Annotated in this window: 13 protein-coding genes and 1 pseudogene; 10 read left to right on the plus strand and 4 right to left on the minus strand. The window is 42.5% G+C overall.

What is annotated here, in order from left to right; translation table 11 throughout:
• From VK664_RS15360 to VK664_RS15380, 5 genes and pseudogenes are all read left to right on the plus strand, one after another.
• Positions 1-478, plus strand: a pseudogene (locus VK664_RS15360) (signal recognition particle protein); the annotation flags it as partial.
• A gap of 20 nt (positions 479-498) precedes the next feature.
• Positions 499-651: a hypothetical protein gene (locus VK664_RS15365; RefSeq protein ID WP_461399565.1), complete on the plus strand. Its 153-nt coding sequence runs from the start codon at positions 499-501 to the stop codon at positions 649-651.
• Between the two features lie 245 nt (positions 652-896).
• Positions 897-1325, plus strand: a complete 429-nt coding sequence (gene rpsP, locus VK664_RS15370; protein ID WP_458922885.1) for a 30S ribosomal protein S16 — start codon at positions 897-899, stop codon at positions 1323-1325.
• A 152-nt stretch (positions 1326-1477) separates the two neighbouring features.
• The gene (rimM, locus tag VK664_RS15375) at positions 1478-1996 is read left to right on the plus strand and encodes a ribosome maturation factor RimM (protein ID WP_461399566.1); all 519 of its coding nucleotides are present in this window, start codon (positions 1478-1480) and stop codon (positions 1994-1996) included.
• A 65-nt stretch (positions 1997-2061) separates the two neighbouring features.
• Positions 2062-2652 (plus strand): DinB family protein, encoded by a 591-nt coding sequence (locus tag VK664_RS15380; RefSeq protein ID WP_461399567.1) that lies wholly within the window; start codon positions 2062-2064, stop codon positions 2650-2652.
• Positions 2653-2706: 54 nt separating this feature from the next.
• Here VK664_RS15380 and VK664_RS15385 read toward each other — a convergent pair whose 3' ends face one another.
• Positions 2707-2979 (minus strand): cyclic nucleotide-binding domain-containing protein, encoded by a 273-nt coding sequence (locus tag VK664_RS15385; protein ID WP_461399568.1) that lies wholly within the window; start codon positions 2977-2979, stop codon positions 2707-2709.
• A 615-nt stretch (positions 2980-3594) separates the two neighbouring features.
• On the opposite strand from VK664_RS15385, the gene dinB reads away from it, so the two are divergent.
• The 3 genes from dinB to VK664_RS15400 all read left to right on the plus strand — a co-directional run bounded on the left by dinB (position 3595) and on the right by VK664_RS15400 (position 7055).
• On the plus strand, positions 3595-4746 hold the full coding sequence (gene dinB, locus VK664_RS15390) for a DNA polymerase IV (RefSeq protein WP_461399569.1): 1152 nt from the start codon (positions 3595-3597) through the stop codon (positions 4744-4746).
• Positions 4747-4881: 135 nt separating this feature from the next.
• Positions 4882-5520, plus strand: coding sequence for a peroxiredoxin (locus tag VK664_RS15395; protein WP_461399570.1), 639 nt, complete (start codon positions 4882-4884; stop codon positions 5518-5520).
• Between the two features lie 257 nt (positions 5521-5777).
• Complete coding sequence (locus tag VK664_RS15400; RefSeq protein WP_461399571.1) at positions 5778-7055, plus strand: metal-dependent hydrolase family protein; 1278 nt, start codon at positions 5778-5780, stop codon at positions 7053-7055.
• A gap of 19 nt (positions 7056-7074) precedes the next feature.
• On the opposite strand, the gene VK664_RS15405 is transcribed toward VK664_RS15400, so the two are convergent.
• A complete protein-coding gene (locus tag VK664_RS15405) occupies positions 7075-7791 on the minus strand; it encodes an RluA family pseudouridine synthase (protein WP_461399572.1) in 717 nt (238 codons plus the stop codon).
• 23 nt (positions 7792-7814) lie between these two features.
• Entirely contained in the window at positions 7815-9419 is a 1605-nt protein-coding gene (locus VK664_RS15410; protein ID WP_461399573.1) for a pseudouridine synthase, read from the minus strand.
• A gap of 226 nt (positions 9420-9645) precedes the next feature.
• On the opposite strand from VK664_RS15410, the gene VK664_RS15415 reads away from it, so the two are divergent.
• Positions 9646-10140, plus strand: coding sequence for a DUF1801 domain-containing protein (locus VK664_RS15415; protein WP_461399574.1), 495 nt, complete (start codon positions 9646-9648; stop codon positions 10138-10140).
• 6 nt (positions 10141-10146) lie between these two features.
• On the opposite strand, the gene rlmN is transcribed toward VK664_RS15415, so the two are convergent.
• Entirely contained in the window at positions 10147-11190 is a 1044-nt protein-coding gene (gene rlmN, locus VK664_RS15420) for a dual-specificity RNA methyltransferase RlmN (protein WP_461399575.1), read from the minus strand.
• 225 nt (positions 11191-11415) lie between these two features.
• On the opposite strand from rlmN, the gene VK664_RS15425 reads away from it, so the two are divergent.
• Positions 11416-12612 carry a thiolase family protein gene (locus VK664_RS15425; RefSeq protein WP_461399576.1) on the plus strand — a complete coding sequence of 399 codons (1197 nt, stop codon included), beginning with the start codon at positions 11416-11418 and terminating at the stop codon, positions 12610-12612.
• The last annotated feature ends 80 nt before the right edge of the window (positions 12613-12692 follow it).

The following is a 12692-nucleotide window of genomic DNA, read 5'->3' on the forward strand; positions in this document are numbered from 1 at the left end:
CTTCTACCCTGAAAGACTGGCGCAGCGGATCCTGGGTATGGGAGATATCACTACCCTGGTTGAAAAAGCACAGGAACAGTTTGATGAGGAACAGGCCAAAAGGCTGGAAAAAAAGATCCGCAAAAATCAGTTCGATTTCCACGATTTCAAACAACAGCTGGAGCAAATCAAAAAGATGGGTAATATCAAGGACCTGTTGGGAATGATTCCTGGTGTAGGTAAAGCCGTTAAGGATATTGATATCAGCGATGATTCTTTCAAAGGAATTGAAGCAATGATCAATTCGATGACTCCCCAGGAAAGAACTAACCCTGACCTGATAGATATGAGCCGGAAAAAAAGGATCGCCAAAGGAAGCGGCAAAGATCTGAATGAATTGAATGCTTTTCTGAAGCAGTTCGAACAAATGAAACAGATGATGAAAATGATGAATAAAATGCCAATGGGTGGCAAGCTTGGAATGGGTGGCAGACGTTAATTGAGCCTAATTCAACAGGGATGAGGTTAGGTGTGATGATTGTACCAGGGTTGATGTTACCAGGGGATGAGGTTACCAGGGATGAAGTTACCTGGGATAAGGTTAAAAACGATAAGGTTAAAAGAGATGATGTTAACATGAAAATGTTAAAAGGAATAATGTTGAAGAGATAATAATAAAATGTCAGATTATTAAATAAAAGGCCTGATTATTGATTATTCGGAGTGTGGAAACCAGGTTCGTATCTCATTAATAAATTGTACAAAGTATTAGATAATCTCAAAATTTTGAGCATTGTCTTTAAAAAATAACTTTTCTAGATTTGTTTTGATAAATTTGGTAAAACCACGTGGATTGCTACCTTTGCAATCCTTGAAATGTAACCCTAATTATTCACGCATTTAAATTTCTATTTAAAATGCCAGTTAAAATCAGACTGCAACGCCACGGGTCTAAAAAAAGACCATTCTACTTCATAGTAGTCGCCGATGCCCGTGCACCAAGAGATGGTAAATTCATCCAAAAAATCGGTACGTACAATCCACTTACAGTTCCTGCTTCTGTTCAGCTCGATCGTCAGAGAGCCCTGGACTGGCTGCATAAAGGTGCTCAACCCACCGATACAGTTCGCAGGATCCTATCTTTCAAAGGCGTGTTATACCTGAAGCACCTTTTGCGCGGTGTTGGACTGGGTTTGTTTGATGAAGCTGCTGCAATGGAGAAATTCCAGAAGTGGCATTCAGAACACGAAGCAAGTCTTAAGACCCGCCAGGATGCACATCAGAAAGACAGACGCGGTAGAAGAGATGGCGCACCAGCAAGAAGAACAAGAAGCGAAGAATCTTAATATTTTCTATTGGTAATTGTCAATCGTTAATCGGGATCTTATATTGTATTGAATATTTAATCCAGGAACTCCGGGATTAAATATTCAATATTAATATTTACCAGATCTCCCGCGTATAAGGTTGGTATTGCCTGCTTCACAGAAGTAGTCTCATGAATTATTGTAGTATCGGGAAGTTCGTGGCCACCTTTGGTGTTGGCGGTGAACTCATCCTACAGCATCATCTTGGAAAAAAGTCATCGCTGAAAGGTCTTGAAACCATTTTCATCGAAGCTGCCAAAGATGAAATGCTCCCTTATTTCCTGCAATCGACCCGTATAAAAACGGAGGACGAGATTTACATTAAATTGGAAGATGTAGATACAAAAGAAGCCGCCCGGCCTTTTGTTAGAAAAGAAATCTGGCTCGAAGAGTCAGAATTTCAAAAATATGCGGGTAAGTCCGCGCCAATTTCCCTTCTTGGTTTTCATATTATCGACAATGGAACTGACATCGGTGAGATCCTTGAAGTTATTGAACAGCCGCACCAGGTTTTATGCCGCATATCCCTTGATGGCAAAGATGCCCTGATTCCAATTCATGAAGAAACATTGCAAAAACTCGATAAGAAAAAAAGACAGATTGCAGTAGAACTACCAGATGGCCTGCTGGATATTTTCAGGAATCAGTAAATCCTGGCCTGGACCAAGATTTATTAATTTGCCGGTCACTAGTTTTGTTTTCAAATAATTCAACAATGAAAAATATCAAAACAAGTGGTTTGCTGGATCAGCTCAAGGCGGATACAAGGCAGATCATCATGGAGACAAAGATTCTCCTGCAGAATGATCCCGAATTGCTGACCCGGCAGCCTGCCCCTGGCAAATGGAGTATTGCCCAGATACTTGAACACCTCAACTCCTATGGCCGTTTCTATCTCCCTGAAATTCGAAAGGCACTTGATGAAAGCAATCTTTCCCCCGATTTGAAATACAATTCAGGATGGTTGGGAAATTTTTTTACAAATTCCATGAAACCCACCGCAGATAAACGGGTAAAAAATAAAGTGAAGGCTATGAAGGACTACACCCCAACACCGGATCTTGATAGTAAGACTGTAATAGATGAGTTCCTTCAGCAACAACAGGATATGCTGAACCTGCTTGAAGCTTCCGCTCAAAAAAATATAGGTAGAATTCGCATACCGATTACCATCACAAAATTCATTCGCCTGAAATTAGGTGACATCTTCCGGTTCCTGATTGCACACAATCAACGACATTTTATTCAATGTGAAAACACTATAAACACATTGAGATCTGCTCCGGTTCAGTTCGCGCAGGGCTGACTTCTATTGTATATGACTTCTATTGTATGTTTGCATGGATCACTATTTAAGTGATCACTCAATTCTAACGGTAGACAATAATTTGCTGAAGGTACTTGGATCCAACCCAAGATAGGATGCAAGATACTTGTGCGGGATAATCTGTAATACATGGGGGCTTCGCTTTAACAAGGTCCTGAATTTCTCTTCGGCCGTGAAACTCATCAGCTCAACCTGTCTTTCAAGCGTACCCATAAGAGTAAAGGCGGTCGCCTTCCTTATCCATCTTTCAATGTTATGATATTTGTCCATCAGTTCATTGATCTGGTGAAAGCTGGTGCGCAGCATAGTTGAAGCAGTCAGGGTTTCAAAAAAATATTTGGAAGGTGTTTGAGTCAGGAAAGAATCTGCAACGCCAGAAAACGAATAGGGATAAGTAAAAACGATAGTAGATTCAGGATGACCCGCCTCCAGGTAAAAAGCCCGCTGAACTCCGGCAATAACAAAGTATAGATTTTTTTCTACTTCGCCCGCAGCGGTTAAAAGCGTTTTTCTTTTGTAACTAACAGGCAGCCATATGCGCGAAAGATCATCCCATTCATCGTCAGCAAGTGGATGTACTTTGAAAACTATCTCCTTAAGTTTATCTATAGACAGCGCCAGGATTTTTGGTATTCGCTAAAATAGTTGTTTTTGAATTTTGAATGGCTGTTTTAGATTTTGAATAATTGGTTTTGAATTTTGAATAGCTGTGTTTGGATTTTGAATAACTGTGTTTGGATTTCCAATAACTGTTTTTGAATTTAATAATTGATTTGGATTTTGAATACCAGTTTTTGGATTTTGAGTAATTGGTTTTAGATTTTAGCTGACATTAAATCAGCGTTTTCCGGGTTGGCTTATACTACGGCTAAATGCCTAATTATTACCTGTTTCATTTCACATGAATTGTAACTTTGCAGGATGACCGAATCCAAGCAACGGATTATTGCCCATTTTGACCTGGACGCATTTTTTGTGTCAGTCGAATGTATCAACGATCCGTCGCTCCGTGGCAAACCACTGCTGGTTGGCGGTCACAGTGACAGGGGCGTGGTTGCCGCCTGCAGTTATGAAGCCAGGAAGTTTGGAATTCATTCTGCCATGCCGATGCGCACAGCTAAGAGACTTTGTCCCCAGGCCACAGTTGTCGGTGGTAGTCGCAACGACTACAGCCGTTACTCAAGATGGGTCACTGAAATTATCTCCGAAAAAGCTCCCTTATTTGAAAAGGCTTCCATAGACGAATTTTACCTTGACCTGAGCGGTATGGACCGGTTTTTCAATCCCTATCAATGGACGATCGATCTTCGGCAGGAAATTATTGACAAAACCGGGTTGCCTATTTCTTTTGCGCTTGCTTCTAACAAAATGGTCGCGAAAATCGCTACCGATGAGGCCAAGCCAAATGGCTATATACATGTGGCTTTTGGGCGGGAACAGGATTTTTTAGCTGGCCTGCAGGTAAACAAAATCCCTGGGATCGGCGGCCAGACTCACCAGGTGCTAAAAGACATGGGAGTATATACTATCAAGGATCTGAGTGAACAACCTATTGAAATACTTGAAAAAAGATTGGGTAAATATGGTCATGAACTTTGGTTCAAATCCAGGGGAATTCATGATGGAGAAGTGGTGCCCTATCATGAAGCAAAATCGGTATCCACGGAGAACACTTTTGAAGAGAATATCAGCGATCCTGAACTTTTGATAGATGAATTAGTGAGGATGACGGAAAAAGTGGCTTACGAATTAAGGAAGGAAAACAAAACTGCCGGTTGTGTTGCTGTCAAAATCAGGTACCCGGACTTTGAAACCACCAGCCGCCAGGTGTCGATTCCCTATACTTTTTATGACGACGAGCTGATTTCCCAGGCGAGGGAACTCTTCACAAAACTATGGCGAAAAGGGCAGCCTGTCAGGCTACTTGGGGTCAGGCTAAGTGAACTTACCAGCGAGGCGGTGCAGACGAATTTGTTTGAGAACCTCGAAAAAAAGAATGAGCTTTATAAGGCTATAGATGATCTGAAAAACAGGTTTGGTAAGTATTCCATCACAAAAGCGCGTGGAAAATAATTTTTTAACACAAAAACAGTCTACTGTGTTGGTAGGGATGTACTATATTTGAACTCCCGATTTTAGTCCGTTGCACATGAAACGCAATTGATAAAGTCAGTAACCGCTTTTCATAACGTTTTAAAACAGCTTTATATGAGTTTAAGATTAGGGGACGTAGCTCCCAACTTCCAGGCAAAAACTACAGCCGGGGATCTTGATTTTTACGAATATCTTGGTAACAGCTGGGGTGTGCTATTTTCGCATCCGGCAGATTTTACACCTGTATGCACTACTGAGCTCGGTAAAACCGCTAGTCTCCAGGACGAGTTTGCGAAAAGAAATGTAAAGGTCCTTGCCGTTAGTGTTGATCCGTTGGATAAACATCATGGCTGGATCAAAGATATCAACGAGACTCAAAATGTTTCTGTTGGGTTCCCGATCATTGCTGATGAAGACAGGCAGGTTGCAAATCTTTATGGTATGATCCATCCTAATGCTTCTGAAACTTTTACCGTTCGTTCTTTGTTTGTTATCGGTCCCGATAAGAAGGTTAAGCTTACAATCACTTATCCTGCTTCTACTGGTCGCAATTTTGTTGAAGTTCTGAGAGTTATAGATTCTTTACAGCTCACAGCCAATCATAGCGTTGCAACTCCTGCAGACTGGAAGCATGGTGAAGATGTGATAGTTGTTCCTGCAGTTTCAACAGATGATGCCATTAAGAAATTTCCGAAAGGCGTTAAAATTGTAAAACCCTATCTCCGTTATACTCCCCAGCCGGATATTGAATAGTTGATTTTATAAATAAGTTACATTTGAAAGGCCCCGGTATTTTATCGGGGCCTTTCTTTTTTAGTGGTGAGTGGTGAGTGGTGAGTTGAGTTATGAGTTCTTTAGTTTTTGTATTCATTTTATAATTCATATTTTCACTCATAACTATTCACTCATAACTATTCACTCATATCACTTAACTCATAACTCATAATTCATCACTCAAACTCACCACTCACCACTCACCACTCACCACTCACCACTAAACTAACGCTAACATGAGATTACTATTTTTACTCGTATCCTTATTTACGATTTCTGTTTCCTCTGCACAAAAGACCATTCTACACTGTGGTCAGTTGATTGATGTGAAAGCAGGTACAGTGTTGAAAGAGATGACAATAGTGGTTGAAGCAAATACCATTTCGGATATTGTTAAGGGTTATAGTACTGCTGCAAAAGGTGATAAGGTGATCGACCTCAAAAATAAAACAGTGATGCCGGGCCTGATCGATTCACATGTGCACCTGGAAGGTGAAACCAATCCAAATCAATACATACAGGCCTATACCCTGAACCCTGCAGATTATGCTTTCCAATCGGTAGGTTATGCATCCCGTACCTTGATGATTGGCTTCACTACGGTGAGAGACCTGGGTGGGACTGGTGTAAATATCTCGTTGAGAAATGCTATTAATAAAAAACTGATAGTAGGTCCCCGCATTTATACTGCCGGAAAATCCATAGCAACTACAGGTGGTCATGCAGATCCTACCAATGGTTATCGCAAGGACCTGATGGGTGATCCTGGTCCCGCTTCAGGTGTTATCAATGGAACCGATGATGCCCGTAAAGCGGTTCGCCAGCGTTATAAAGATGGATCCGATCTTATCAAAATTACAGCCTCGGGTGGGGTTTTGAGTGTTGCCAAAAGTGGTGAGAATCCACAATTCACAACGGAAGAATTAGAAGCGATCATAACCACAGCAAAAGACTATGGTTTTAAGGTAGCAGCACATTGTCATGGAGCTGAGGCAATGAAAAGGGCAGTAACGGCGGGTGTGAATTCAATTGAACATGGAACTTATATGACTGACGAAGTAATGGCATTGATGAAAGAAAAAGGAACCTGGTATGTCCCAACAATTACGGCCGGAAAGTCTGTGGGTGACTCTGCAAAAAAGCCGGGCTACTATCCGGACCTGGTAACACCTAAGGCTTTGGCTATCGGTCCAAAGATCCAGGGCACTTTTTCAAAGGCATATAAAACGGGGGTTAAGATTGCTTTCGGCACAGACGCCGGTGTTTATGCCCACGGCAAAAACTGGTTGGAATTTGTGTATATGACAGAAGGCGGCATGCCTGCACTGGAAACAATTCAATCTGCTACAGTAAGCGCAGCAGAACTTATTGGAGTAAGTGATATATTGGGTTCAATCGAGAAGGGTAAACTTGCCGACATAGTTGCCGTTGACGGTGATCCTACCAAAGACATACAGGCTATGGGACGTATGAAGTTTGTTATGAAAGACGGAGTTATTTTCAAAAACGAATAATAGTGCGGCACTGTTTTTGCTACTTTCCCTTTCTTAGCTGTTGCAACAACGCTCTTAAGTCTTTCGGCTTTTCGGCTTCAAGATCATAGCTATTACCCGCCTGATCCTGGAATTTTAGTTTCTGGGCATGCAGGCCAAGACGCGCAAGAATGGGTCGCTCTTCAAATTCTGACTTCGAAAGTTTAAACTTGCGACGGATAGAACTTACCATTATCGGTTGACCATCACCGTAAGTCGCATCGCAGACAATAGAATGACCCAGGTATTGCATGTGAAGCCGGATCTGGTGTGTGCGCCCGGTATGGATCCTGAATTGCATCAGCGAGTATTTTCCGAACTCTTCAATAACTTCATAATCGGTCACTGAATTTTTTCCCTTCCTGTCGACGATCATAATTCCCATTTTACCGGGATGTTGCATCATGGTCACTTCAACCGTTCCTTTCTTTTCATTCAATATGCCATTCACTATACCGGCATAATATTTCTCAACAGTTCTTTCTTCAAACGCTTTTGAAAGAAACTGATGCTCTTCTGCTGTTTTTGCAAAAACGATGATACCACTGGTATCGCGGTCCAAACGATGCACCGTAAATATTTCGCCATAGGTATCCTGGAGCAATAACTTAAGAGAAATGTCTTTGCCTTCACGATCAGGAATGCTTAACAATCCTGCAGGTTTGTTAAGTACAATCAGCTGGTCGGTTTCCTTTATAATATTCAGTAATGTTTTCAAGCTCGTTGTGGGAGAATTATAAATTAACGAACGGGTTTCAGATCTGGCTTTTTGGTATAAGATGCGTTCAGGAACTTAAGCAACCTTACTTCTTTCTCTTCAAGAAAACGCCATTTACCCCGTTCAACATTTTTCTTGGTAAGGTTAGCATACATTACCCGGTCCAGGTTTCTTACATCATAACCAACATGTTCGAAGATCCTTCTGACGATTCGATTTTTGCCACTATGTATCTCGATCCCGATGATGCTTTTATCGGTGCTGTCTGCGTAAGCGAGTACATCAGGTGCAACAAGACCGTCTTCAAGCTGAACACCGGCAATAATCTTTTCGAAATCTTTTTTCTGTAAAGGTTTATCAAGCCTTACCTCGTAGATCTTTTTCACTTCATAACTTGGGTGAGACAACTTCTGGGCGAGCTCACCATCGTTCGTAAGCAGGAGTACACCTGTGGTATTTCTATCCAGGCGGCCGATTGGATAAACTCTTTCGGTAGTTGCGGATTTGATAATATCCATCACCGTTTTTCTGCCTTCGGGATCTTCAGTGGTGGTTAGAAAATCCTTGGGTTTATTGAGTAGTATGTAAACAAAGTTCCTGGTGGCCACAACCTGTTTGCCATGAACTTTTACTTCATCTTTTATGGTAACCTTAAAGCCCGGTTCAAGCACTTCTTTTCCATTGACCATTACCTTTCCGGCTTTCACGAGGTCTGCAGCATCCCTCCTGGAACAAACTCCTGCATGAGCGATAAACTTATTCAAAGGCATCACACCATCTTTGTAAGCCTCAGCTTTAGCCGGAACAACCACTTGTTTTGCTGCCGGAGCAACTCTTGAACCATCGGGATTTTTTAATGCCGGCTTTGCAGCTGCACCTGTCAATGCAATGGATAATTTTGGAGTTTTTGGTTTACCTGCATAACCACCTTTTCTTTCGTCTTTCTTCACCGGTGCCTTTTCAAATGATGTTTTACCACTACGGTCCTGGCTTCCTGACGAGAAAGGTTTATTGTAAGCAGTTTTTTTGCCGGCATGTCCTCTGCTGCCTTCCTCTGGCTTTTTATAAGCGGCTTTTTTTTCTCCGTATCCTTTGCTGTCTTCTGATTTGTTAAAGCTTGCTTTTTTGCCAGCGTATCCTGAATTGCTGTCTTCAGATCTGCTATAGCCTGCCCTTTTGCTACCGTATCCTGAACCGCTTTCTTCTGGTTTGTTAAAGCCAGCTTTTTTAGCTCCGTAACCTCTGCTATTATCTTCAGATTTATTATAGCCTGCTTTCTTGCCTTCGTTGCTTCTTTCCGTCTTCTTAAAAACTGGCTTTTTACTGCCATAGCTTTCACCCGTACCGGCAGATTTACCGTATGACCTCGATGCTGCAGGCCTGCTGGTGCCACGGGCTGGTTTGGAATAACCCGGTTTTTGTGCACGTTCTTCAGACGTACGCGCCTGGTTTTCACGCAAAGGCGCAGCCTGCTGGGCTACTCGTTGATCTTTCTTTTCTTTTTTTAGCTGATCGAAGTAGGCATTTTTTTCTTCTCTTGCCTGTTTCTTTTCCTGACGGATCTGTTCTTTCTTTTGTGAGCCGGTTGCACCCTTATTGATGAAGCGGTCGAAGCTATTTCTTGCCATTTGAAGCGATTTGCTGTTTTACAACAGTAGTGAGTAATACACAAAGATACGCAAAATCGATGGGACTTAATGAAAAGGCTAACCCAGCCGGAAGATTGAGGCTTGTTGCCGAATTATAGAACCGGTCCTGCATCCACTCATCAAACTTGATTAAACAATTACTTCCTCTTATCTTAACTTTCTTTTTTATCGAGGATCAGATCAGAATATTCAACAAAGCTTTCATATGCGAAACATCGATTCATTTTATCTCGGCCTGAATGAGCCGGTAAAAAGCTGCCTGGAAGCCCTTAGGACAATCATCCTTAAACATGACTCACAAATTAGTGAGTCCATGAAATATGGAATGCCCTTCTTCTCCATTCATAAAAAGATGTTATGCTATTTTTGGAAGGAAAAAAAAAACGGTTTGCCATATATAGGATTCAAGGAAGCCAAATCCCTTCCGTTTCCATGGCTTGAAATCGGGGATCGGTCAACCATCAGCGTTATGTATATCGATCCTTATTCCGATCTCCCGCTTAAAAAGCTCCGGCAGACGCTGAAGGCCGCTATAGAAATCGTGGAACTGAAGTCAAACCAAAATTCAAAGTCAAACCTAAGTTCAAAGTCAACCAAAAGTTCAAGTTCAGCTAAAAGTCCAGGCTCAGTTAAAACTTCAAAGGCTACAAAAAGTTCAAAGTCAACCAAAACCTCCCAGTTAACTAAAGCCGGAAAGTAAAAATAATTATGATTTGTTTGCAAGCTGACCGCAAGCTGCATCGATATCTTTTCCGCGGCTCCTTCTTAAGCGCGCATTAACCCGGTGTTTTTCAAGATAAGCCATGAATTTATCTACCACTTCTTCATCCGGTTTGGAGAAGGTTGCAGCTTCAATAGTATTGTATTCAATGATGTTTACAAGGTCAGCCGGAACCTGCCGGTAGATCTTGATCAGTTCATCGGCATCCTCGATGCTGTCGTTGAAGTTTTTGAAGAGTATATATTCGAAAGTGATTTCGTTGCCTGTCTTTTTATAAAAATAGTTCAAAGCTTCAACCAGGGCCTTCAGGTTGTTGCTTTCGTTGATCGGCATGATCTCATTGCGCTTTTTATCAGTAGCTGCATGCAGGGATACAGCCAACTTGAACTTTACGCCATCGTCACCCAATTGTTTGATCATTTTCGCAACACCCGCAGTTGAAACAGTGATCCGCCTTGGACTCATGCCGAGTCCATCCGGCGAACTGATCCGCTCGATTGCCTTTAATACGTTTTTATAATTGAGCAGTGGTTCACCCATACCCATAAAAACGATATTGGTCAGCTTCTTGTTATAGACTTTTTCGCTCTGCTGGTTAATCAGCACGACTTCATCAAAAATCTCATCAAAATCAAGATTTCGTTGACGATCCATATAACCCGTGGCACAGAACTTACAACTAAGGGAACAGCCAATCTGGGAAGAAACGCAGGCAGTTTTCCGTTCTTCTGTTGGAATCAATACACCTTCCACAAGATGTTTGTCCCAGGTACGAAAACGGCTTTTCACAGTGCCATCGGAAGAATATTGTGTTGTATCTACAGTTAAAGCAGGAAGCGAGAAATTATCCTGGAGTTTGAGTCTCAGCTCTTTACTGAGGTTTGTCATAGCATCAAAACTATGAGCCTGCCGGGTCCATATCCACTCATACACCTGTTTTGCCCGGAACTTTTTTTCGCCCAGGGTTTCAAAAAAAGCTTCCAGATCACTCAATCCCAGCTGTCTTATATTCTTTTTACTAGCAGACATTTTGCAAAGATATTTTTAATTGGGGATTTGTGATTGTTAATTGAAAGATCGGAGCAGCCATCCCTGGTTCCATTACGACAGCTGGTTCCATTGATGACAATGGGAAAATGACAGGTTATTAGCAATTTCGCGCTATGGTTTCCTCGCTTACCTTTGATCGGATTGATCCGCAGGGATTTATAATCCCAACTCTTTACTAAAACGTTCATTTAACACATAAGATCTATGGCCCGTGCTTTTATAATTGATGCGATCCGAACCCCGATTGGAAAATATGGTGGCGCGCTAAGCAGTATCCGGCCTGATGATTTGCTTGCAACGGCCATCAGGGCATTACTCAACCGTAATTCCGCTATTAACCCTGACTCGATTGAAGATGTGATCGCCGGTGATGCCAACCAGGCAGGAGAAGACAACCGAAACGTAGCCAGGATGGCTGCGTTGTTGGCCGGGCTGCCGGTAACGGTGCCCGGTAATACAGTTAACCGTCTTTGTGCTTCGGGTTTACAGGCAGTCATGGATGCGGCCAGGGCAGTTATTTGTGGGGAAGGAGAGGTTTATATTGCCGCCGGGGTCGAGAGTATGACCAGGGCACCATATATCATCCCTAAGGCAGGTGGTTCCTGGAACCGGAACCTGCAAATGGTCGATAGTACTATCGGCTGGCGTTTTCCCAATAAAAAACTCACTGATGAATACTATCCGTATTCAATGGGTGAAACTGCCGAAAATGTTGCTAAACAATGGAACATTTCAAGGGATCGGCAGGATGAGTTTGCCCTTGCATCCCAGGAGAAATATTTTGCTGCTCTCAATCAGCAAAAATGGGAAGATGAAATCACCGGTGTCGAAATCCTTGGTGGAAAAGAAGAAAAAATCCTTTTGACAAAAGACGAACATCCCAGGATCACCAGCCTGGCAAAACTGGCAGCTCTCAGGCCTGCCTTCGCCGAAAAGGGATCAGTTACTGCCGGTAATTCGGCCGGGATTAATGACGGCGCAGCTGCACTCATTATCGCCAGCGAAGAAGCCGTAAGAAAATATGGACTTAAACCAATTTGTTCTATTGTTTCAATGGCTGTGGCTGGAGTAGACCCCGCCATTATGGGCATGGGACCAGTTCCTGCAAGTACAAAAGCTCTGGCCAGGGCCGGAATTAAAACGGCAGACCTCGACCTTATTGAACTTAATGAAGCGTTTGCTTCTCAATCCCTGGCTTGTATCGGGGAACTGCAACTTGATGTCAATCGCGTGAATGTAAATGGCGGCTCTATCTCCATCGGTCACCCGCTGGGTTGTAGCGGAGCAAGAATCACAACAACGCTTATTCATGAAATGCGCAGGCGTGGTTCAAAATATGGCCTGGCAACCATGTGCGTAGGTGTAGGGCAGGGCGCGGCAATGGTTTTTGAAGGCGTTTAGTTTTTGAAGGCGTTTAATAACTCAGTTGCCAGGGATGTTATGGATTGAATGGCAATACCTATTATAGGTAATATTGTTTT

Source organism: Flavitalea sp. (genome assembly GCF_035489435.1).
In the GTDB taxonomy this organism is placed as follows: Bacteria; Bacteroidota; Bacteroidia; order Chitinophagales; family Chitinophagaceae; genus DATHKG01.

Bases quoted from the DNA above. Each gene is read 5' to 3' on its own strand.
- VK664_RS15365 (WP_461399565.1), top strand. From the start codon at position 499: ATGAGGTTAGGTGTGATGATTGTACCAGGGTTGATGTTACCAGGGGAT.
- rpsP (WP_458922885.1), top strand. From the start codon at position 897: ATGCCAGTTAAAATCAGACTGCAACGCCACGGGTCTAAAAAAAGACCA.
- rimM (WP_461399566.1), top strand. From the start codon at position 1,478: ATGAATTATTGTAGTATCGGGAAGTTCGTGGCCACCTTTGGTGTTGGC.
- VK664_RS15380 (WP_461399567.1), top strand. From the start codon at position 2,062: ATGAAAAATATCAAAACAAGTGGTTTGCTGGATCAGCTCAAGGCGGAT.
- VK664_RS15385 (WP_461399568.1), bottom strand. From the start codon at position 2,979: ATGCTGCGCACCAGCTTTCACCAGATCAATGAACTGATGGACAAATAT.
- dinB (WP_461399569.1), top strand. From the start codon at position 3,595: ATGACCGAATCCAAGCAACGGATTATTGCCCATTTTGACCTGGACGCA.
- VK664_RS15395 (WP_461399570.1), top strand. From the start codon at position 4,882: ATGAGTTTAAGATTAGGGGACGTAGCTCCCAACTTCCAGGCAAAAACT.
- VK664_RS15400 (WP_461399571.1), top strand. From the start codon at position 5,778: ATGAGATTACTATTTTTACTCGTATCCTTATTTACGATTTCTGTTTCC.
- VK664_RS15410 (WP_461399573.1), bottom strand. From the start codon at position 9,419: ATGGCAAGAAATAGCTTCGACCGCTTCATCAATAAGGGTGCAACCGGC.
- VK664_RS15415 (WP_461399574.1), top strand. From the start codon at position 9,646: ATGCGAAACATCGATTCATTTTATCTCGGCCTGAATGAGCCGGTAAAA.
- rlmN (WP_461399575.1), bottom strand. From the start codon at position 11,190: ATGTCTGCTAGTAAAAAGAATATAAGACAGCTGGGATTGAGTGATCTG.
- VK664_RS15425 (WP_461399576.1), top strand. From the start codon at position 11,416: ATGGCCCGTGCTTTTATAATTGATGCGATCCGAACCCCGATTGGAAAA.